The sequence below is a fragment of the Lachnoanaerobaculum sanguinis genome (genome assembly GCF_033242365.1).
Classification (GTDB): Bacteria; Bacillota; Clostridia; order Lachnospirales; family Lachnospiraceae; genus Lachnoanaerobaculum; species Lachnoanaerobaculum sanguinis.
The window spans coordinates 28,171-49,303 of the sequence record NZ_BTHK01000003.1 but is presented as its reverse complement, the minus strand read 5'-3'; the positions used below and the strand labels follow the sequence as shown (position 1 = coordinate 49,303).

Here is a 21,133-nt window from a genome sequence, read left to right as displayed (position 1 = left end):
CAACTATGTTTGATATTGTATGTCTGGTTTCGGGAGGCGGAACCAATCTTGCCGCAATTATAAAAGCAATAGAAGAAAAACGGATAAAAAATGTAAGAATAAAAGCCGTTATATCAAATAACGGTGATGCATATGCCTTGGAGAGAGCAAAAAATGCAGGAATAGATGCAAAATGTATCTCACCTAAAAACTTTTCAAACAGAGATGAGTTTAATAAGGCATTACTTGATGAACTGAAAATGCTTAATCCGGATTTGATAGTACTGGCAGGCTTTTTGGTAAATATATCGGAGGATATAGTAAAAGCTTTTCAAAATAAGATAATAAATATTCATCCTTCCTTGATTCCCAGTTTTTGTGGTAAAGGCTACTATGGACTGAAAGTTCATGAGGCTGCATTAAAAAGAGGGGTTAAGGTAACGGGAGCCACAGTACATTTTGTTGATGCCGGAATAGATACCGGCAGGATAATAATTCAAAAGGCCGTGGATGTTCACCCGAAAGATGATGCAAAGTCATTACAGAAGAGGGTGATGGAAGAGGCTGAATGGATTATTTTACCTGAGGCTATTGAAAAAATTGCAAATGGAGAGAGCTTATGAAGATTTTAGTAGTAGGTGGAGGCGGCAGAGAGCATGCCATAGTTAAGAAATTATCCGAGAGCAAAAAAAGACCTGAAATTTATGTGACTCCGGGTAATGCAGGTACGGAAGATATTGCAACAAATGTGGCAATATCGGTTATGGATTTTAAAGCTCTGACAGACTTTGCAAAGAAAGAAAAAATAGATTTAACGATTATCGGAATGGATGATCCGCTTGTAAAAGGTATAGTGGATTGCTTTGAAGCCGAAGGACTTAGAGTATTCGGACCGAGAAAAAATGCCGCCATACTTGAAGGTTCAAAGGCTTTCTCAAAAGACCTTATGAAAAAGTATGATATACCTACAGCCGGATATGAAAACTTCAGTGACCCGAAAGAGGCCATGAAGTATCTTGAAAATGTCAAATACCCTATAGTACTTAAGGCTGATGGTTTGGCACTTGGAAAGGGTGTGTTGATTTGTAAGGATAAGAGTGAGGCAATATCGGGAATAGAGGAGCTGATGACCAAAAAATCCTTTGGAGATGCCGGAAATACCATCGTTATAGAAGAATTCTTAGAGGGAAGAGAAGTCAGCGTACTGTCTTTTGTTGACGGAAAGCACTATGCACTTATGACTTCGGCACAGGATCATAAAAGAGCCAAGGACGGTGATGAGGGACTTAATACCGGAGGTATGGGAACTTTCAGTCCAAGTCCTTTTTATACTGAAGAAATAGATAAGTATTGTAGGGAACATATTTATCAAAAAACTGTGGATGCTATGAGAGCCGAGGGCAGAGAGTTTAAAGGTATAATTTTCTATGGACTGATGCTTACAGATAAAGGGGTGAAGGTACTTGAGTACAATGCAAGATTCGGAGACCCGGAAACTCAGGTAGTACTTCCGAGAATGGAAAATGATATCATAGATGTTTTTGAAGCCTGTATTGACGGAACTTTGGATAAAATCGAGCTTAAATTTGAGAACAATGCCGCAGTTTGCGTTGTACTGGCAAGTGAAGGCTATCCGCTTGAATATGAAAAGGGAAAAAAGATAAGCGGATTTGAAAATTTTAAGGACAGAGACGATTTATACTGCTTCCATGCAGGTACAAAAAGGGACGGAGCTGATATAGTTACAAACGGAGGCAGAGTCCTTGGAATTACCGCCAAGGCAGCCACGCTGAAAGATGCAAGAAAAAAGGCTTATGAAGCAACAAAACTTGTGGATTTTGAAAACAAGTATATGAGAAATGATATCGGTATAAGTATACTTGACAACGATTGACACAGTAGTTTGTATTTGTTAGACTAATGAGAAAAAAGTAATAGAAACTGCATTGAATCGCAGAGACGTTCAATGTGTATCCGGCAAAAAAGGAGAAAAACCATGGCAAGGATCATAGGTGAAGGCATCACATTTGATGATGTACTATTGCAACCGGCATATTCAGAAGTTATAGGAAATCAAATTGATATTTCTACATATTTAACAAAGAATATTAAATTAAATATTCCTTTGATGAGTGCAGGAATGGATACTGTTACAGAACATAGAATGGCTATAGCTATGGCCAGACAGGGCGGAATCGGAATTATTCATAAAAATATGAGTATTGAAGAGCAGGCACAGGAAGTTGACAAGGTAAAGAGATCGGAAAACGGAGTTATTACGGATCCTTTTTATCTTTCGCCTGAGCATACACTTTCAGATGCCAATGAGCTGATGGCAAAGTATAGAATCTCAGGAGTTCCGATAACGGAAGGGAAAAAGCTTGTAGGTATTATTACAAATCGAGATTTGAAATTTGAAGAAGATTATACAAAGAAAATATCCGAGTGCATGACAAGAGAGAATCTGGTTACGGCACTTGAAGGTACTACTTTGGATGAGGCCAAGAAGATATTGGCACATGCCCGTGTGGAGAAGCTTCCTATAGTGGATAAGGACGGCAATCTTAAAGGGCTTATTACAATAAAAGATATAGAAAAGCAGATAAAGTATCCTAATTCAGCAAAGGATTCTCAAGGGAGACTGCTTTGCGGAGCGGCACTCGGAATTACAGGAAATGTACTTGAAAGATGTGAAGCCCTTGTAAATGCAAAGGTGGATGTTGTGGTACTTGATTCAGCACATGGACATTCCAAAAACGTAATTGACTGTATAAAGGCAATTAAGGAAAAATATCCGGATCTACCTGTTATAGCCGGAAATGTGGCAACGGGTGCGGCAACAAAAACGCTTATTGAAGCGGGAGCGGACTGTGTAAAGGTCGGCATAGGACCGGGTTCTATATGTACCACGAGAGTTGTTGCAGGTATAGGTGTACCGCAAATCAGTGCAATAATGAATTGCTATGCTGTGGCAAAGGAGTATAATATACCTATAATTGCAGATGGAGGAATCAAATTTTCAGGTGATATTACAAAGGCATTGGCAGCAGGCGGAAATGTATGTATGATGGGTTCACTTTTTGCAGGATGTGATGAATCACCGGGAGACTTTGAATTGTATCAAGGTAGAAAATATAAAGTATACCGTGGTATGGGTTCTCTTGCGGCTATGGAAAAAGGCAGCAAGGACAGATATTTCCAGACAGATGCAAAAAAACTTGTACCTGAGGGAGTAGAAGGAAGAGTGGCATATAAGGGACTGGTGGAAGACACCGTATTCCAGCTGCTTGGAGGACTCAGATCGGGTATGGGATATTGTGGGGCGAAGGATATAAAGACTCTTCAGGAAACTTCGGAATTTATAAAAATAAGTGCCGCATCCTTAAAAGAGAGTCATCCTCATGATATACATATAACAAAAGAAGCACCGAACTATTCATCGGAAGATAACTAAAAAATAAACATAAGGGGGAAACAAGATGAATGCAACATTAGTAGTTATGGCGGCCGGCATCGGCTCAAGATTTGGCGGAGGCATAAAGCAATTGGCACCTGTGGGACCAAACGGTGAGATTATTATGGATTATTCCATATATGATGCAAAGGAAGCCGGATTTAATAGAGTTGTATTTATAATCCGTCACGATTTGGAGAAGGATTTTAAAGAAATCATCGGGGACAGAGTAAAGAAATATATAGATGTGGATTATGCTTTTCAGGATCTTAACGATTTGCCGGAAGGATTTGAATGTCCGAAAGAAAGAAGCAAGCCGTGGGGAACCGGACAGGCTTTGCTTTCTGTAAAAGGCATTGTAAATGAGCCGTTTGTAGTAATAAATGCGGATGATTATTACGGAAAAGAAGGCTTTAAAGTAATATATGACTATATGGCAAATAAGATGGACAAAAACAGTAAAAAACTTGATCTTTGTATGGCAGGCTTTGTACTTAAGAATACTCTTTCAGACAATGGCGGAGTTACAAGAGGAGTATGTAAGGCCGATGCAAACAATAAGCTCGCCGATGTGACCGAGACTTTTGAGATTGAGCTAAAAGACGGGGTTTTAAATGCTGTTGATGAAAACGGTAATAAAAGAGATGTAAATCTTGATGATATCGTTTCCATGAATATGTGGGGACTTACACCTGAATTTCTTGATATTTTGGAAGAAGGTTTTCCGAAGTTTCTCGGCAGCATGACAAATGAGTTGAAAAATGAGTACTTATTGCCATCGGTAATAGATGAGGCTATCAAAGCCGGCAAAATAAGTGTGGAAGTATTAAAGAGCCATGACAAGTGGTTTGGAGTAACATATAAGGAAGATAAGGAGATTGTTGTTAATTCAATAAGAGCCTTAGTAGATAAGGGAGTGTATCCTGACAAAATTTTTAATTAAGAGGAATTTATGACAAAGCTTAGAACATTGATAATGGGTCATAAGAACCCGGATACGGATTCAATCTGTGCGGCTATAGGTTATGCCGATCTAAAGTCAAAAACTGAAGAGGGGGAGTTTTCACCAAGGCGTGCCGGCGAAATCAATGAGGAAACCAAATTTGTACTTAATTACTTCAAGGTTAAACCGCCTAAGCTTACTGAAAGTGTAAAAACTCAAGTAAAAGATGTTGAGATAAAGCATACAAAGGGTGTTGATAAGAATATATCATTTAAAAAAGCCTGGGGACTTATGCAGGAACTTGATGTAGTGACTTTACCTGCTGTAAACAGTGAGGGTGATCTTGAAGGAATAATATCGGTCAGTGATATTGCAAATTCATATATGAATATATATGACAGCAGAATTCTTGCAAAAGCAAATACAAGATATTCAAATATTATAGAAACAATTGAAGGAACTTTGGTAGTGGGTGATGACAAGGCCTATTTTAATTCAGGTAAAGTAGTTGTTGCAGCAGCAAATCCGGATATGATGGAATACTATATAGAAAAGGATGATCTTGTAATACTTGGAAACAGATATGAGATGCAGCTTTGCGCCATTGAGATGGGTGCGGCCTGTATTATAGTTTGTGAGGGTGCAGGTGCATCCATGACTATAAAGAAGCTTGCAAAGGATCATGGAACCACTATAATTACTACGGCCTATGATACATTTACCGTAGCAAGACTTATAAATCAGTCAATGCCTATAAATTACTTTATGAAAACCGAGAATCTTATAACATTTGAAAATGAGGATTATCTGGACGAAATAAAGGAAGTAATGGCGACTGTAAGACATAGAGACTTCCCTATACTTGATAAAAACGGGAAATATCTCGGAATGTTTTCAAGAAGAAACCTTCTCGGTGCCAAGGGTAAGAGAGTAATTATGGTGGATCATAATGAAAAGAGTCAGGCGGTGGACGGTATAGAACATGCAAATGTACTTGAAATAATAGACCATCACAGACTGGGTACCGTGGAAACTATAGGGCCTGTTTATTTCAGAAATCAGCCCCTCGGATGTACATCTACAATTATTTATCAAATGTACCATGAAAAAGGGGTTGAGATTCCAAAGCAGATTGCAGGTCTTCTTTGTTCCGCTATTATATCGGATACTTTACTTTTCAGATCACCTACATGTACTGAAGTGGATAAGGCTGCAGGCCTTGACCTTGCAAGAATTGCAGGTATTGATATAGAAAAGTATGCAAACCAGATGTTTGCTTCGGCAAGCAATCTTACAGGTAAGACCGATGAGCAGATTTTCCATCAGGATTATAAGACATTTGCACTTGGGAAAATTAATATAGGAATAGGACAGATCAGTTCCTTGAATGAGGAAGAGCTGAGCGATATTGAAAACAGACTCCTGCCATTCCTTGTAAAGCTTCATGAAAACAGTGCCGAGGATATGATGTTCTTTATGCTTACCAATATATTGGAACAGTCAACAAGACTTATATGTGTCGGTTCAGGCGCGATGGCTCTTGTAATGAAGTCATTCAGAATTGAAGAAGGTGTTTATGAGATAAATGATTCAGGTGTAATAGAGCTTGCTTCGGTGGTTTCAAGAAAAAAACAGCTTGTACCAAGCCTTGTAATAGGAATACAGATGTAGGAGAGATATGGGAAAAAAAACTAACATTACATTAATCGGTATGCCTGCATCAGGTAAGTCCTCAGTTGGCGTGGTTTTGGCCAAAAGACTTGGTAAAAAGTTTGTAGACACCGATATCGTTATTCAGGAAAAATATGGAAAGCTCTTAAAGGAACTTATAGAAGAGCATGGTGATGAAGGTTTCAGAGAAATTGAGGACGAGGTAAATGCCGGATTGGATTTAGACAATAGTATCATATCGCCGGGAGGCAGTGTGGTATATGGTGAAAAAGCCATGCAGCATCTAAAAGAAATCAGTGTAATAATATATCTGGAACTTTCATATACCGCAATAAAGTCAAGACTTGGGGACTTAAGAGAAAGAGGAATCACCTTAAAAGAAGGACAAAGTTTAAAGGATCTTTATCTTGAAAGAGTTCCGCTTTATGAAAAGTATGCCGATATTACAGTCAATGAGATGAAAAAATCATTGGCAAAGACTATTGATGAAATCTGTGAGAGATTGGGTGAAAAGCCGAAAAAGAGAAGAAATTTCAAGAGTAAGAGAGTTCCTTTCGCACCAAAAGATAAGCAGGAAAAAAATCCGTCACATAAGAGCGGTACGGCTAAGAGTATCAAAGATAAAATTATCAAAGACAAGAATACTAAAGACAAGAACTCTAAAGACAAGAACTTTAAAGATAAGAACTTTAAAGACAGATTCAGTAGAGAAAAATCCGATATAGCGAATAACAATAAAGCTAAAACAAACAATATTCAAAGAAAAAATATAAAGAAACACTTTAAGAAAAATGAGAATTGATTTTAAACCCGGAAATATGCTATACCCCGTACCGGTGGTAATGGTAAGTTGTGCAGACTCTGAAGGAAGAAGCGATATAGTTACTGTGGCGTGGACAGGTACAATATGTACCAATCCTCCCATGGTTTATATTTCTCTTAGACCAAGCAGATATTCATATGATATAATAAAAAAGTCCGGAGAATTTGTTATAAATCTTACAAATGAAAAACTGGCAAAAATAGCGGATGAATGCGGAGTAAAATCAGGCAGAGATATTGATAAATTGAAAGTATTAAAGATAGAGCAGTTGCCATCAAAGGTGGTAGCTGCTTCATCTATTAAAGAAAGTCCGGTTTGCATTGAATGTAAAGTTGAAGATATTATTGAGCTTGGTTCACATCATATGTTTATAGCAAAGGTGGTTGCGGTAAACGTAGATGCAAAATATATGGATGAAAAAAACAAATTTGACCTGACAAAAGCTGACATGGTAGTATATAATCATGGAGAGTATATTGGACTTTCAAAGGTACTTGGTACCTTTGGTTATAGTGTAAGAAAGAAAAAAATAAGAAAATAAGGTAAACTTGGGAGGCATCTTTTGAATAATATTAAATTTAACGATATAAAGCACATATATTTTTGCGGTATAGGCGGTATAAGTATGAGCGGACTTGCAAGAGTACTCTTTGAAAAGAACTTTGAAGTGAGCGGCTCGGATACAAAGGCGAATAACAGAACAAAGGATCTTGAAGACAGAGGTGTAAAGATATTTGTAGGTCAAAAAAAAGAGAATATCAGTGATGATATAGATTTGTTTGTATATACTGCCGCCATACATAAGGACAATCCTGAGTTTATTGCGGCTAAAGAAAAGAATATAAAAATGATGACCAGAGCTGAGCTTCTCGGCTATGTAATGTCAAAATTTAAAGAGAGTATAGCAATAAGCGGTACACATGGAAAGACTACAACAACTTCCATGTTGTCATATATATTACTGGATACAAAGCTTGACCCTACAATATCTGTAGGAGGTATCGTAAAGAAGATAAAAGGAAATATTTATATAGGCAAGGGAGACACATTCGTTACAGAAGCCTGCGAATATACCAACAGTTTCCTTGAGTTATATCCTACAGTAGGCGTTATATTGAATATCGAAGAGGATCATCTGGACTTTTTTAAGGATTTGAATGAGATCAGAGACTCTTTTAAGAATTTTGTAAAAAATACAAGCCCTAAGGGTTGTATAATAATAAACGATAAGATTACAAATAACAGAGAGATTACACAAGGGTATGAAGGTAATATAGTAAGATACGGAACAGAAAACAGTGACTGCTATGCTACAAATATAAGATATGACGCTTTGGGTTATCCTACATTTGACCTTGTACATAAAGAAGAGACATATGAGGATGTAAAGCTTTGTGTAGGAGGAAATCACAATATATACAATGCCTTAGCGGCTATTTGTGTTGCCTTTGAACTTGGAGTAAGTATCGAAGATATAAGAAAAGGACTTTCGGAATTTAAGGGTGTGGACAGAAGATTTGAGGTCAAAGGAAAACTTGACGGCATCACAATAGTTGATGACTATGCACATCACCCAAGTGAGATATCGGCTACATTAAATATTGCAAAGAGATATCCTCATGACAGACTTGTAGTGGTATTCCAGCCACATACATATACCAGAACAAAGGCGTTTTTTGATGAATTTGCCAACGCATTAAAAAATGTGGATGAAGTTATAATTGCAAAAATTTATCCTGCAAGAGAGACTGACAATCTCGGTATGAGTTCAAATCTTCTATCAAAAAGAATAAATGAACTGGGTGGAAATTCTACAAGTTTTGAGACTTTTGATGAGATAGAAAATTATCTGTTGGAGGATTTGAGAAAGGGTGATTTACTGATTACCATGGGTGCCGGAGATATATTAAGAGTGGGCGAGTTTTTACTTGGGAAATAATTTATAAAGATATAGATTTAAGACAAAGGGAGAGCTATGAAGTACGAATTTTTAAAGGCAGATATAACAAGCATTGTAAGTTTGCCGTCAGAATTTATAGATAAATACATGCTAAAGGCAAACGGTGATTATATAAAGGTATACCTTTTTATGTTGAGAAATGCCGACAGACTGATAAATCCCGAAATCATAGCCGATGCCCTTGAACTTACTATAAAGGATGTTGAAAGAGCTATAGCATACTGGTGCAAGAGCGGAGTGCTGATAGAAAAGGCTGAGAATATAGGTAAGCTTGGAAACGGCGACGACTTTGAAGAAGTTCTTATTACAAAGGGAATGCCTTCAAAAGAAGAACTTGAGGAAGCAAGACGTATTCTGACGGCGGCAAAAGAAGTATATAAAAGAAGAGAAATGCTTGAAGCCGGTATGGGAGCGGAAACATTAAAAGAGAATAATGTCAAATCGGAAAGCTCTGATGAAGCAAAAAAATTAAAAGAAAGCGATTGTGAAGCGCCTGATTTGACCAAAAATACTGATGTAGAGAATAATTCCGAGAGCGAAGTAAAGGCTGAGATACCTGAAGAAAAACCGGAGCCGCCAAAGCTTCCTGACAGAAGTCTGGTGGATTTGACCAAGCTGAAAGGCGATGAAGATTTTCAGGAACTTGTATTCTGCGTGCAGACATATACTGAAAAGATATTTACCCCTACAGATACTGAAAAGCTCGCATATCTTTATGATGTTGTGGGTATGTCAAAGGACTTACTTGAATACATAGCGGAAGTTTCAGTGCAAAAAGGTAAAAAGAGTATAAACTATATTGAAAGAGTGGCACTTTCATTCCATGAAAAAGGTATTACTACTGTGGAGGAAGCCAAAGAGGACAATGTAAAATATTTCAATGAAAATAAAGCCGTGTTAAAGGCATTCGGAATATATGACAGAGTTTTGGCACCTGTTGAATTAAGATTTGTTAAAAAGTGGTTTGATGAGTACGGTTTCAGCACTGAAATAGTGGTAGAAGCCATCAGCAGAACAGTACTTAACACATCATCACAGAGTTTTTCATATGCCGACGGTATACTTACAAGATGGCATAATGAGAATGTGCGTACACTTTCAGATATAAAGGCACAGGATGAAAAACATGATGAGAAGGTAAAGGCGGCTCCGAAAACTTCAAATACCTCTTCCGGGTCTAAGTTCAATAATTTTGAACAGAGGAATGACAATATTGATTCCGATATGCAGGACAAGTTTTTAAATGAGTTGAACAATTTATAGTTTGGCTTAAAGGAGATATATGGCTATAGATAATTCCTCATATAATGCAATAATGAGAGAATATGAAAATATAAGAGCAAATAACAGAGCCGCACAGGTCAGAAGAATAGAAGAGGTATATGAAAAGATACCTGAAATGAAGGAATTAAACGATTCCACAGGAAGTGTGGCCGTTTCCAGATATAAAGAAAGCTTGAAAACGGGAAAATTGTCAATAAATGATTTAAAAAAAGATATTGACGGAATTAAAAATAAAAAGGAAGAACTTTTGTGTTCCGCAGGCTTTCCGAAAGATTATATGGAAATAACATATGATTGTAAAGACTGTAAGGACACAGGATATGTTGAGGAAAAAAAATGTCATTGCCTTCAGTTAAGGATAAGGAAACTTCTGTATGCTCAATCAAATCTTGAAAATATATTAAGTAAAGAAAATTTTGAAAATTTCTCATTTGATTATTATGATAATAAAACAATACTTCCGGGGCAGAATATGACAAATGCCGCCTACATGGAGGGTGTAAAAAGGTTTTGTGAGAAATTTGCGGACAAATATTTTAAAATAAACGGAAGCAAAAATGCGGTTGATACGGCTTCCGACGAAAATGACAGAAGAAATATTATATTCAGCGGTAATACCGGTGTAGGCAAGACCTACTTAAGCAATTGTATAGCCAAGGTATTACTTGACAGATATTATTCTGTAATATATCTCAGTGCAAAAGAACTTTTTGAAGCACTGGTAAAGGTAAAGATGGAAAAAAGTGAGGATCAAAAATATTTGCTCCTCATTGAAGAAGTGTATGAAAGTGATATGCTTATAATTGACGATCTCGGAACGGAACTTTCCAATCACTTTACAACTACCGAATTTTTCCATATAATAAACCGTAGGGTTAACACCGAAAAATCTACTATAATATCTACTAATCTCAGTCTGGATGAAATGAGAGACATATACAGTGAGAGAGTTACTTCAAGAATAAGAAAAAGTTTCATGTATATCAGATTATTTGGAAATGATATTAGAGCAAAGCTGTAATGGAGGGAAAATGCTGTACGAAGATAAAAAAATTGATTCTATTCCTGTAGGTCCTTTGGGACTTATACCTCTTAAAGGAATGGAGGATTTTACAAAAAAAGTAAATAATTACCTTGTAGAGTGGCGTAAAGAGAGAGAAAGTGAGCATAAGGATACACTTTTATTCTCAGAGTATGAGAAAGAAGATTATATTATAAAATCAACCATCTCAAGATTCGGCTCGGGTGAGGCTAAGGGAACCATAGAGGAATCTGTAAGAGGTGATGATTTATATTTGCTTGTGGATGTATGTAATTATTCCATGACCTATTCACTGTCAGGAAAAATAAATCATATGTCACCGGATGATCATTTCCAGGATCTTAAAAGAATTATTGCGGCAATAGCGGGAAAGGCAAGAAGAATAACTGTTATAATGCCTTTCTTATATGAGAGCCGTCAGCATAAAAAGACCGGAAGAGAGTCTTTGGACTGTGCACTGGCATTACAGGAACTCACAAATATGGGTGTCGACAACATCATTACATTTGATGCGCATGATCCGAGAGTACAAAATGCCATTCCTTTAAAGGGATTTGAGACTGTGCAGCCGATTTATCAGTATACAAAGGGACTTCTAAGACATTTCCCGGATTTACAGGTTGATTCGGATCATATGATGATTATTTCTCCTGATGAAGGCGGAATGAGAAGAGCGATATATTTTGCAAATATGCTTAAGCTTGATGTAGGTATGTTCTACAAAAGAAGAGATTATACAAAGGTGGTTGACGGAAGAAATCCGATTATAGCACATGAATTTTTGGGTTCGGATGTTGAAGGTAAAGATCTTGTAATTATTGACGATATGATATCTTCAGGTGAGAGCGTTCAGGAAGTTGCTAAGGAACTTAAAAAGAGAAAGGCAAAAAGAGTCTTTGTATGTGCCACTTTCGGACTGTTCACCAACGGCTTTGCAAAATTTGATAAATATTATGAGAACGGTATTATCGACGGTATATTTACAACAAACTTAGTGTACCAGTCACCTAATCTTTTAAGCAAACCTTATTACTACAACGTTGAGATGAGTAAGTATGTGGCTCTTATTATCGACAATTTGAACCATGATTCTACTATAAGCGGTCTTTTGACACCTACAAACAGAATCAACAATTTACTTGAGAAGGTAAAGAATAACAAATAGGATATAAGGTTTGGGTTATGAGAGTAGTTATATGTGATGATAATCCAATAGAACGAAAGAATTTGTTAGAAATCACTACACACATATCAAAGTCGGAGGACCTTGATACGGAATTTGAGGTGTTTGAGAGCGCCAAGCAGATGTTATTTGAAGTGGAAGATAAACTTGAGCTTATTGATGTAATGTTTCTGGATATAAATATGCCGGGAATTGACGGTATGGAGGCGGCATCAAAACTTCGTTCAAACGGATATATCGGAGAGATAGTATTCACCACAGTTTCAAAGAATCATATGTTGGGAGCTTTTGACGTCAGAGCCTTCAACTATATTGTGAAAGGTGAGACTGACGGTGCAAAGACGGTAAAGATAATAAAGGATGTTTTTAAAACGGCGTCAGAAAAATCAAAAGAGTATATGCTCTTTACCGGCATCGGTGAATATAGGAATATCGCGATAAATGATATAAAATATTTTGAAGTTAGAGGAAAAATAATAACCGTGTACTACGGCAGTAAAAGTTTTGAGTTTATTTCAACAATAGGAAAACTTGAAAACCTGCTGTTTACAAAAGGTTTTTTAAGAGTGCATAGATCATTTTTAGTTTCATTGCAACATATAAAGAATTTCACTTATGAGGAAATCACGTTGATAGACAACACGGAAATTCCGGTGGGAAGAAAGTACTACAGTGGACTTAAGGAAGCGATGAAAGAAAATGCAATAGGGTGATTAAATGAAGAAAAAATATAAAGCAATGTGTGCTATGTCATTGGCACTGACGACCGCCTTTATATCGGTAAACGGTGTAGGTGTTCTAAAAGGCAATGCGACAACTGTCGGAGCTGCATATGTAGACATGACAGGTATTCAAAATAACGGAGGTTTACATGGCTCAAACGCAGGGTATGTTGAAACCTCAGTCGGAATAGATGAAAGCAACTATGGAGAGTGGATAATTGAAAGAGAGCCTACATATGAGCAGGACGGGTTAAGAAAAAGAGAATATGTCGCTTCGGACGGTACATTTTATGTACAGTATGAGACTATTCCAAAGCTGACTGTGCCGCCGGTGCCCTCAGATCCGAGACCGGAGCCTACAAGGCCTTCAGATTCGGGAGAGGGAACAAGGCCTTCAATACCGGATAAAAATATTTCCACAAAATCCAATGCAAATAAATCTTTTGGACATTCATCGGGAAAAAAGAAAAGAATTGAAAGTTCGGAAAGTTCAAAAAAAGGTACAAAAGCCTCTCAGAGCGGCAATGACAATTCGGACTCCAAGAACTCGGCAAATAATGTAGAACCGACCGAAAGCTCCACGCAAAAGGTTGAAACTGCAAAGCAGCCGGAAAATAAATCAGGTCATAAACATAAAAGAAATGATAATGACAGTGTGAGTAAATCTGAAGTTGACAAAAATGTTAAGACTGAGGTAAATACCGACAGTACAATTACAGATAATGCAACTGAAAACAATACGTTCACAAGCCTTCCCGATATTACTGAAACTTTGACTGAAATAAACAACAATGAAGTTATTAATGAAACTGTTGAAGCTTCAACAAATGCGGATGAAAGTATAGAGGAAAACAGTTCAACTGATAAAAGCTTTAACAGATATGACGGTGCTACACTTTTGGCTGCAGGTGCGTATGCATGGTGGATTGCAATTGTATTATTACCGATGATAAATGCGGTTAAATGGATAAATAAAAAGAGAAGAGAAAAATCGAGGGGCAATGTTAATAAGAAATATAATTGAGATTGCATTAATTATTATATTATTCATTGTAGGCATCGTGGTATATTTGTATTTAAAAAGAAGGATAAATGATGCCGAATCTGATTTGGTAATCAGAAAGAAAAAAGAAATAAAAGAAGATACAGAGGATTAAATAAAAATGGCTAAAGAAAAAAAGCTTGTAGAAGAAATTACTTCCATGGAGAAAGACTTTGCGCAATGGTATACAGATATTGTGCTTAAGGCGGAGCTTGTTGACTATACAAGTGTAAAGGGTTGTCTTGTAATAAGACCTGCCGGTTATGCGATATGGGAAAACATGAAAAATGAGATAGACAGAAGATTTAAAGAGACAGGCATTCAAAACTGTTATCTGCCTATGTTCATACCTGAGAGCCTTTTACAAAAAGAGGCGGACCATGTTGAAGGCTTTGCACCTGAGGTTGCATGGGTAACTCATGGTGGAATGGAGGAGCTTGAGGAGAGACTCTGTGTCAGACCTACATCGGAAACATTATTCTGTGACTACTACTCAAAGGTTGTAAAGAGTTATAGAGATCTTCCGCAGCTTTTAAATCAGTGGTGTTCCGTAGTAAGATGGGAAAAGACAACCAGACCTTTCCTTCGTTCAAGAGAGTTTTTATGGCAGGAGGGACATACGGTTCATGCCACAGCCAAGGAAGCTCATGACAGAACTGTACAGATGCTTGAAGTATATGCGGACTTCTTTGAAAAGGACTTGGCTATCCCTGTTATAAGAGGTATAAAGACCGATAAGGAAAAGTTTGCCGGAGCTGAGGCAACCTATACCATAGAGGCACTTATGCATGACGGTAAAGCTTTACAGTCAGGTACCAGTCACTACTTCGGAGACGGCTTTGCAAAGGCATTCGATGTAACGTTTACAGATAAGGACAATCAAATCAAGCCTGTTTTTGAGACCTCATTCGGTATGACTACAAGAATAATAGGCGCTGTTATAATGGTACATGGTGATGACTCAGGTCTTAAGTTACCACCTCATATAGCACCGGTTCAAGTAAATATCATACCTGTAGCCGCACATAAGGAAGGTGTACTTGAGGCGGCTAATGCGCTTAAAGACAGACTGTATGCTGCAGGTGTAAGAGTAAAGCTTGATGACAGCGAGAAGAGTCCGGGATTTAAGTTTGCCGAGTCTGAGATGAGAGGTATACCTCTTAGAATTGAAATCGGACCGAAGGATATTGAAAATAATCAATGCGTATTTGTCAGAAGAGATACAGGTGAAAAGATCTTCGTATCACTTGAAAATGTTGAAAGTGAAGCTAAGGAATGCCTTGAAAAGATTCAGACAAATATGTATGAAACAGCCCTTGCGCATAGAGAAGCTCATACTTATGAGGCAAGAACTATGGAAGAGTTCAAGGATATTGCAGATAACAAGCCGGGATTTATCAAGGCTATGTGGTGTGGTGACAGAGCTTGTGAGGACAAGATAAAGGAAGAGGCAGGAGCCACATCAAGATGTATGCCTGAGGCACAGGAGCAGCTTAGCGATGTATGCGTTTGTTGCGGTAAGAAGGCTACAAAGATGGTTTACTGGGGAAAAGCATATTAAAATAATAAAGAGACCGCAGTCAGAAGGCTGCGGTTTTAATATTAAGTTTTCAAGCATTCATATACTTATGTCCCCGGTATCAGCTTTTGTTAAGGAGATAAGAATGAGAATAGATTTGCCAAAAAACGTTGAAAATATTATAGAAAAGTTGGAGGAGAACGGTTTTGAAGGATTTGCAGTAGGTGGCTGTGTCAGGGATTCCCTGCTTTACAGGAAACCTAAGGACTGGGATATCACTACAAACGCTCTTCCTGAAGAAATGAAGAGGATATTTAAAAAGACCTTTGATACGGGTATTGCACACGGAACTATTACAGTACTTATGGACGGAGAAGGCTATGAGCTGACTACATACAGAATAGACGGAAACTACTCGGACGGAAGACATCCTGACAGTGTTTCATTCAGTAAAAGTCTTTCTGAAGATCTTTGCAGAAGGGATTTTACAATTAATGCAATGGCTTATTCACATAAAAAGGGTATAGTGGATCTTTATAAAGGTCAGGAGGATTTAAACAGCGGTATTATAAGAGCTGTAGGAGATCCAAATAAGAGATTTGATGAGGATGCTCTGAGAATGCTTAGGGCAATCAGGTTTTCTGCACAACTAGGGTTTGAAATAGAAAAAGCCACATTTGATGCAATAAAAGACAAGGCTTCATTATTATCAAATGTCAGCAAGGAGAGAATATTTGTAGAGCTGAATAAGACACTTTCAGGAAATTTTGCAGAAAATGTAAAGTATATATACAGCAGCAGGCTTTATAAATATATCGGTAAAGAGTTTGCAAAGCTTGATGAAAGTTTTTATGAGTTTTACAAAAGAGATCTCGGTGATGAAAAACATATGTACTGGACTGTATTTTTGCAAAATGTAGAAAATATAAATTCGGTAAAGAAGATACTCTCAGAATTGAAGTCGGATAATGCAACAAAAATAAATACCTGTCTGCTTATAGAGGAACTTAAATTACCTTTACCGAAGAAGGATTCGGATATAAGACTGTCATTGCACAGACTCGGTACAAAACTCTTTGAGGACTATATAAAAATCTGTAAGTCGGACAGAAAAAATGTGAATATCTTGGAAGAAATAAATGATATTGAAAAGAGATATGAGAAGATTAAAGAAGAAAATCATGCTTTTGATATCTCCATGCTTGATATTACCGGGAAAGATCTGATGGAACTTGGAATACCGAAAGGACCTAAAATCGGTGAAATTCTGGAAGAGTTATTAAAAAGAGTAATTGAAGATCCCAAACTGAATAATAAAGAACTGCTTCTTGATATAGCAAAAAATGAGTAATAAAAAGCTACGGGTCGGTACAGTAGGTACAAACCTGTAGCTTTTAACTTTATTTATTTCTTTTTCTTATTTCGCTAAGTTCCTTCATCTGAGAGATGTACTTTTTATTAAGTCCCGGATTTCCTTTTATCATATTTCTAATAAAGAATGACATGATTTTTCCGGTTTTCGGTAAGCTTAAGGATACCTTTTCTCTAGCAACTTCATATTTTATTTTAAGCTCAAGATAAGCCGGACTCTTTGAAGCAACCGTATTTGAAAGTGACGAAAGAGCATTTTCTATATCGGATTTTAAAGATGAGAAACTCACTCTTCCGTTTGAGATATATTCATTTGCCTGGCTCACACGTCCTGCCACGCTGTCTTTGATACCTACAAGCTTACTTTGAGTCTCACTTACAAGGTCGTCTGCTATCAATGAAAGTTTTTCTTTGACTTCAAGGAATTCAACCTTAGCCCTTTCAAGTGCCGTATATGCTTTGGCAAGATTGAATGCGGCCTTTATTGAAAGAATCAAATCCGAGAAAAAGATAATACTCACAACTATTACAGAAGTCTTCAAATTTGGCTCATTTATCTTAGATACAAATCTATAGACATTTACCTGTAAAAAATCGGTAAGCAGTAGTGATAAAAATCCCCATGCTATAGAGGTGGAGAGCGATATATATCCGCTCAAATTGAACTTGTGATCGCTATAGTCCCAGTATTTGACTTTAAAAAGTCTTTCCATCACATAACCTGTGATATATTCAAGTATTGTAGCAGCAATCATTCCTGAAAAGTAAACTTCCAAATTATTCCCATGAAAGTTGTCTGTAATAATAAGAACAAACAAAGCGCCGAAGGCATATATAGGAATATAAGGGCCTCGAAGGAAGCCTCTGTTTGTAAGTTTTCTCTCCTTGATAGTTGCATATCCGGATTCAAAACACCATCCGAAAAAACAATATATATAAAAAAATGCAATCCATTGCAATAGGGTGTACTTGGTCATAATTACCTCCAATGAGAACAATAATACCACAGTAGTAGATTATCTACAAGTTTTGAAGTTTTATAAAGATAATAAAAACTCACTTTATATCAACTTTTATGTTATAGTATGATATTGAAGTAAGCGTATTTAAAACCCTATGCGGTTTTACCTGCAAATAATATAAAAAGAGAGTATAAATATGAAAGTAAGTATATGCTGCATTACCTATAATCACGGTAAATATATAAGAAAGGCAATAGATTCCTTTTTGGCGCAGAAAAGAAACTTTGATATAGAAATTCTGATAAATGATGATGCATCAACAGATGATACGGCAGATATTATAAGAGAATATGAAAAACGATATCCGGATATTATAAAACCTTTATTTCATGAGGAAAATATGTACTCGCAAGGGGTTACAAATCCAAGCGGAAAATACAACTTTCCAAGAGCAAGCGGAGAATATATAGCTATGTGTGAGGGAGATGACTACTGGTGTGATGATAATAAACTTCAAATGCAGGTGGATTATATGGATGTACATCCGGAAATAAGCTTTTGCTTTCATGCTGCGAAGGTTGAAAATCTGGATGCCACATTTTCTCCAAATCTTATAAGACCTTATACCGGAAACTGTGTAGTAGGTGCAAAAGAAGTTATAAATAAAAGAGCACATTATCCAACGGCCTCACTTTTACTACGAACAGAGTATATGAAAAGTTTGCCAAAGTATTATTTTGACTGTAAGGTGGGAGATATACCCATGCAGATAATATCTGTAAAATACGGCGATGCCTATTATATCGACAGGGTTATGAGTGTGTACAGAATGGGAGTACCGACTTCATGGACAGCCTCACAGTTTAGCGGTGATTACAAAAGAAAACAGGAAGAGTACTATCAAAATATGGAGGCCATGTATAAGGCATATGATGAAGACTCCGGATACAGATTTCATGAAGAAGTTGTAAGTGCTGCAAAGAGACTTCGTTTCCTTACATATGTAAATACAAGAGATTTTAAAAACATATTGTCAAAGAACTTTAAAAAAGAATATAATGAGCTGGATTTTAGAGAAAGATTTTTTATAAAGTTTGAATATTTCTTACCTGCATTATATAAGTTTGTGAGGAATACAGCATTATATTTTAAAAGATAACGGAGGACTATGACATATTTTAAAAATATAAATCTGATAAAAGTAATAAAAATTGCTGTCGGAACAGGACTTGCAATATTTATTGCCGGAATTTTCGGGTTAAACTACAGTGCATCGGCAGGTATTATTACCTTACTGAGTATACAGGATACAAAAAAGTCCACAATAAAGATTGCATTAAAAAGAATTGCGGCATTTGTTCTGGCTATGTTGATTTCCCTTGTCGTATTTAGTGTATTCGGATATGATATATGGGCGCTGGTTTGCTACTTGCTTATATTTGTAGCGGTATGTATGGTCTTTGATTTGAATGAAGGACTTTCACCATGTACCGTCTTGGTAACACATATTTTGGCAACGAAGTATATGAGTTTTGATGTTGTAAAAAATGAAGCGGCTTTGATGCTTATAGGAACATCCGTCGGAATATTTTTAAATATGTATATGCCGAGAAACTTGAAACATATAAGGGAATATCAGGCAAAAATAGAAAATGAAATAAAGTACATGCTGGATACTTTGGTAGGCTTTCTAAGAGATGAGAATAACAGGGTAAAACTTGACTATGATTTTGATGCACTTGATAAGTTGATAGACAGTGCCATTTCAAAATCATATATTGATAAAGACAATATACTAAGCTATGATTTGGAGTACTTTATAAACTATATGGAAATGAGAAAGTCTCAAATCATGACGCTTAGATATATTTTTGATCAGGGAAAGGGAATGAAAACAAGACCGAGTCAGGCAAGAGATTTGGCTGAACTTATTTTTAATCTTGTGCCCAAACTGCATGAGTCATATAATGCGGTAAATGCCTTGATGGACTTATATTTTGTAAAAGAAAAGATGAAAAATTCGGAGCTTCCAAAGAGCCGAGAGGAATTTGAAGACAGAGCAATACTTCATTCAATTGTAGTGAATTTTGAGCAGTTCCTTGAAATAAAAAGGGAATTTGCTGCAAATTTGAGTGAAGAAGAGAAAAATATATTTTGGAACAGGTAATTATGGCAAAGAAATATTACGCGGTAAAAAAAGGAAGAAAGACAGGAGTCTTTGAGACATGGGATGAATGTAAGCAGTCTGTAAGCGGCTTTTCGGGAGCCGCATACAAAAGTTTTACAACCAGAGAAGAGGCTTCGGCTTTTGTAAACGGTACAAAGAGTAACAATGATAAAGAAGAACCGGACGATAAGCAGTCTGAAGCTTTTGCTTATGTTGACGGAAGTTATGACGACACTACAAAGTCATATTCATACGGCATGGTTATGATGCATAAAGATGAAGAACTTTATTTTTCAAAAAAGTTTGATAAGGATGATATGAGTGATATGAGAAATGTTGCAGGTGAGATACAGGGATCTATGGCGGCCATGCAATATTGTCTGGATCATGATATAAAGAGTATCAGTATTTTTTATGACTATGAGGGTATAGAGAAGTGGTGCAACGGAGATTGGAAGGCAAAAAAGCCCGGTACCATGCATTATGTTGAATTTTATAAAAATGCTTCAAAGCATGTAGACGTAGATTTTATAAAGGTTAAGGGACATTCGGGAGATAAGTACAATGATATGGCTGATGAGCTTGCAAAAAAAGCACTTGGACTTATATAAAAATGCCGGAGTATAAACTCCGGCAAAATTATTTTTCCTTATTATTTTCAAATAAACCGAGTCTGTTAAAAACAAGGTCATAGCCGTCATTTCCATAGTTTAATGAACGGTTTACTCTGGAGATGGTAGCTGTAGAAGCGCCGGTTTCCTCGGCAATCTCCAAATATGTTTTCTTTTCACGCAGCATTTTAGCTACTTCATATCTTTGAGAGATGGAGAGCAACTCATTTACGGTGCAAACATCCTCAAAGAAAATATAAAATTCCTCTTTATCTTTTAGTGTAAGGATGGCGTCAAATAGATGGTCTACCGCGTCAGTCCTGATCTTATTATTCATACAAATTGCTCCATTCAAATAGTAATTACATTTTAGCATTTTAACTTGTAAAAGTAAAGACGA

General features: G+C 36.8%; 21 protein-coding genes. 19 read left to right on the top strand and 2 right to left on the bottom strand.

Translation table 11 applies throughout. The features are described 5' to 3' along the window. The first annotated feature begins 5 nt into the window (after positions 1-5). From purN to SBH76_RS02475, 16 genes are all read left to right on the top strand, one after another. Entirely contained in the window at positions 6-602 is a 597-nt protein-coding gene (gene purN, locus SBH76_RS02550; protein WP_317976676.1) for a phosphoribosylglycinamide formyltransferase, read from the top strand. After that, on the top strand, positions 599-1,873 hold the full coding sequence (gene purD, locus SBH76_RS02545; RefSeq protein WP_317976675.1) for a phosphoribosylamine--glycine ligase: 1,275 nt from the start codon (positions 599-601) through the stop codon (positions 1,871-1,873). Before purN ends, purD begins: the two co-directional genes overlap by 4 nt. 102 nt (positions 1,874-1,975) lie before the next feature. Continuing rightward, entirely contained in the window at positions 1,976-3,433 is a 1,458-nt protein-coding gene (gene guaB / locus SBH76_RS02540; RefSeq protein ID WP_317976674.1) for an IMP dehydrogenase, read from the top strand. Between the two features lie 25 nt (positions 3,434-3,458). Continuing rightward, entirely contained in the window at positions 3,459-4,376 is a 918-nt protein-coding gene (locus SBH76_RS02535) for a nucleotidyltransferase family protein (protein ID WP_315084831.1), read from the top strand. Between the two features lie 9 nt (positions 4,377-4,385). Then, positions 4,386-6,047: a putative manganese-dependent inorganic diphosphatase gene (locus tag SBH76_RS02530; RefSeq protein WP_315084829.1), complete on the top strand. Its 1,662-nt coding sequence runs from the start codon at positions 4,386-4,388 to the stop codon at positions 6,045-6,047. A 7-nt stretch (positions 6,048-6,054) separates the two neighbouring features. After that, on the top strand, positions 6,055-6,849 hold the full coding sequence (locus tag SBH76_RS02525) for a shikimate kinase (protein WP_315084827.1): 795 nt from the start codon (positions 6,055-6,057) through the stop codon (positions 6,847-6,849). Then, on the top strand, positions 6,839-7,411 hold the full coding sequence (locus tag SBH76_RS02520) for a flavin reductase family protein (RefSeq protein WP_317976673.1): 573 nt from the start codon (positions 6,839-6,841) through the stop codon (positions 7,409-7,411). The genes SBH76_RS02525 and SBH76_RS02520 overlap by 11 nt, the downstream gene beginning before the upstream one ends. A gap of 21 nt (positions 7,412-7,432) precedes the next feature. Further along, a complete protein-coding gene (gene murC, locus SBH76_RS02515; RefSeq protein WP_315084825.1) occupies positions 7,433-8,809 on the top strand; it encodes a UDP-N-acetylmuramate--L-alanine ligase in 1,377 nt (458 codons plus the stop codon). Between the two features lie 36 nt (positions 8,810-8,845). After that, positions 8,846-10,093, top strand: coding sequence for a DnaD domain protein (locus SBH76_RS02510; protein ID WP_315084823.1), 1,248 nt, complete (start codon positions 8,846-8,848; stop codon positions 10,091-10,093). A gap of 19 nt (positions 10,094-10,112) precedes the next feature. Next, positions 10,113-11,135, top strand: a complete 1,023-nt coding sequence (locus SBH76_RS02505) for an ATP-binding protein (protein ID WP_315084821.1) — start codon at positions 10,113-10,115, stop codon at positions 11,133-11,135. A gap of 10 nt (positions 11,136-11,145) precedes the next feature. After that, complete coding sequence (locus tag SBH76_RS02500; protein ID WP_009663059.1) at positions 11,146-12,321, top strand: ribose-phosphate pyrophosphokinase; 1,176 nt, start codon at positions 11,146-11,148, stop codon at positions 12,319-12,321. A gap of 17 nt (positions 12,322-12,338) precedes the next feature. Then, positions 12,339-13,052 (top strand): LytR/AlgR family response regulator transcription factor, encoded by a 714-nt coding sequence (locus SBH76_RS02495; protein ID WP_315084819.1) that lies wholly within the window; start codon positions 12,339-12,341, stop codon positions 13,050-13,052. Between the two features lie 4 nt (positions 13,053-13,056). Then, the gene (locus SBH76_RS02490; protein ID WP_317976672.1) at positions 13,057-14,085 is read left to right on the top strand and encodes a hypothetical protein; all 1,029 of its coding nucleotides are present in this window, start codon (positions 13,057-13,059) and stop codon (positions 14,083-14,085) included. After that, entirely contained in the window at positions 14,063-14,218 is a 156-nt protein-coding gene (locus SBH76_RS02485) for a hypothetical protein (RefSeq protein WP_009662988.1), read from the top strand. Before SBH76_RS02490 ends, SBH76_RS02485 begins: the two co-directional genes overlap by 23 nt. Positions 14,219-14,224: 6 nt before the next feature. After that, on the top strand, positions 14,225-15,664 hold the full coding sequence (gene proS, locus SBH76_RS02480; RefSeq protein WP_314758437.1) for a proline--tRNA ligase: 1,440 nt from the start codon (positions 14,225-14,227) through the stop codon (positions 15,662-15,664). A 103-nt stretch (positions 15,665-15,767) separates the two neighbouring features. Beyond that, positions 15,768-16,973: a CCA tRNA nucleotidyltransferase gene (locus SBH76_RS02475; RefSeq protein WP_315084894.1), complete on the top strand. Its 1,206-nt coding sequence runs from the start codon at positions 15,768-15,770 to the stop codon at positions 16,971-16,973. Positions 16,974-17,022: 49 nt separating this feature from the next. On the opposite strand, the gene SBH76_RS02470 is transcribed toward SBH76_RS02475, so the two are convergent. Then, positions 17,023-17,970, bottom strand: coding sequence for a putative ABC transporter permease (locus SBH76_RS02470; protein ID WP_315084814.1), 948 nt, complete (start codon positions 17,968-17,970; stop codon positions 17,023-17,025). Between the two features lie 181 nt (positions 17,971-18,151). On the opposite strand from SBH76_RS02470, the gene SBH76_RS02465 reads away from it, so the two are divergent. From SBH76_RS02465 to SBH76_RS02455, 3 genes are read left to right on the top strand one after another with little or no spacing between them, the layout of a single operon-like run. Then, complete coding sequence (locus SBH76_RS02465) at positions 18,152-19,114, top strand: glycosyltransferase (protein WP_315084812.1); 963 nt, start codon at positions 18,152-18,154, stop codon at positions 19,112-19,114. 9 nt (positions 19,115-19,123) lie between these two features. Beyond that, on the top strand, positions 19,124-20,122 hold the full coding sequence (locus tag SBH76_RS02460) for an aromatic acid exporter family protein (RefSeq protein WP_317976671.1): 999 nt from the start codon (positions 19,124-19,126) through the stop codon (positions 20,120-20,122). Positions 20,123-20,124: 2 nt separating this feature from the next. After that, the gene (locus SBH76_RS02455; RefSeq protein ID WP_317976670.1) at positions 20,125-20,733 is read left to right on the top strand and encodes a ribonuclease H1 domain-containing protein; all 609 of its coding nucleotides are present in this window, start codon (positions 20,125-20,127) and stop codon (positions 20,731-20,733) included. A gap of 28 nt (positions 20,734-20,761) precedes the next feature. On the opposite strand, the gene SBH76_RS02450 is transcribed toward SBH76_RS02455, so the two are convergent. Beyond that, on the bottom strand, positions 20,762-21,070 hold the full coding sequence (locus SBH76_RS02450) for a YerC/YecD family TrpR-related protein (protein WP_007593458.1): 309 nt from the start codon (positions 21,068-21,070) through the stop codon (positions 20,762-20,764). Positions 21,071-21,133: the final 63 nt, after the last annotated feature.

Coding starts and splice junctions, on each gene's coding strand:
- purN (WP_317976676.1), top strand. CDS start 6: ATGTTTGATATTGTATGTCTGGTTTCGGGAGGCGGAACCAATCTTGCC.
- purD (WP_317976675.1), top strand. CDS start 599: ATGAAGATTTTAGTAGTAGGTGGAGGCGGCAGAGAGCATGCCATAGTT.
- guaB (WP_317976674.1), top strand. CDS start 1,976: ATGGCAAGGATCATAGGTGAAGGCATCACATTTGATGATGTACTATTG.
- SBH76_RS02535 (WP_315084831.1), top strand. CDS start 3,459: ATGAATGCAACATTAGTAGTTATGGCGGCCGGCATCGGCTCAAGATTT.
- SBH76_RS02530 (WP_315084829.1), top strand. CDS start 4,386: ATGACAAAGCTTAGAACATTGATAATGGGTCATAAGAACCCGGATACG.
- SBH76_RS02525 (WP_315084827.1), top strand. CDS start 6,055: ATGGGAAAAAAAACTAACATTACATTAATCGGTATGCCTGCATCAGGT.
- SBH76_RS02520 (WP_317976673.1), top strand. CDS start 6,839: ATGAGAATTGATTTTAAACCCGGAAATATGCTATACCCCGTACCGGTG.
- SBH76_RS02510 (WP_315084823.1), top strand. CDS start 8,846: ATGAAGTACGAATTTTTAAAGGCAGATATAACAAGCATTGTAAGTTTG.
- SBH76_RS02505 (WP_315084821.1), top strand. CDS start 10,113: ATGGCTATAGATAATTCCTCATATAATGCAATAATGAGAGAATATGAA.
- SBH76_RS02500 (WP_009663059.1), top strand. CDS start 11,146: ATGCTGTACGAAGATAAAAAAATTGATTCTATTCCTGTAGGTCCTTTG.
- SBH76_RS02495 (WP_315084819.1), top strand. CDS start 12,339: ATGAGAGTAGTTATATGTGATGATAATCCAATAGAACGAAAGAATTTG.
- SBH76_RS02490 (WP_317976672.1), top strand. CDS start 13,057: ATGAAGAAAAAATATAAAGCAATGTGTGCTATGTCATTGGCACTGACG.
- SBH76_RS02485 (WP_009662988.1), top strand. CDS start 14,063: ATGTTAATAAGAAATATAATTGAGATTGCATTAATTATTATATTATTC.
- proS (WP_314758437.1), top strand. CDS start 14,225: ATGGCTAAAGAAAAAAAGCTTGTAGAAGAAATTACTTCCATGGAGAAA.
- SBH76_RS02475 (WP_315084894.1), top strand. CDS start 15,768: ATGAGAATAGATTTGCCAAAAAACGTTGAAAATATTATAGAAAAGTTG.
- SBH76_RS02470 (WP_315084814.1), bottom strand. CDS start 17,970: ATGACCAAGTACACCCTATTGCAATGGATTGCATTTTTTTATATATAT.
- SBH76_RS02465 (WP_315084812.1), top strand. CDS start 18,152: ATGAAAGTAAGTATATGCTGCATTACCTATAATCACGGTAAATATATA.
- SBH76_RS02460 (WP_317976671.1), top strand. CDS start 19,124: ATGACATATTTTAAAAATATAAATCTGATAAAAGTAATAAAAATTGCT.
- SBH76_RS02455 (WP_317976670.1), top strand. CDS start 20,125: ATGGCAAAGAAATATTACGCGGTAAAAAAAGGAAGAAAGACAGGAGTC.
- SBH76_RS02450 (WP_007593458.1), bottom strand. CDS start 21,070: ATGAATAATAAGATCAGGACTGACGCGGTAGACCATCTATTTGACGCC.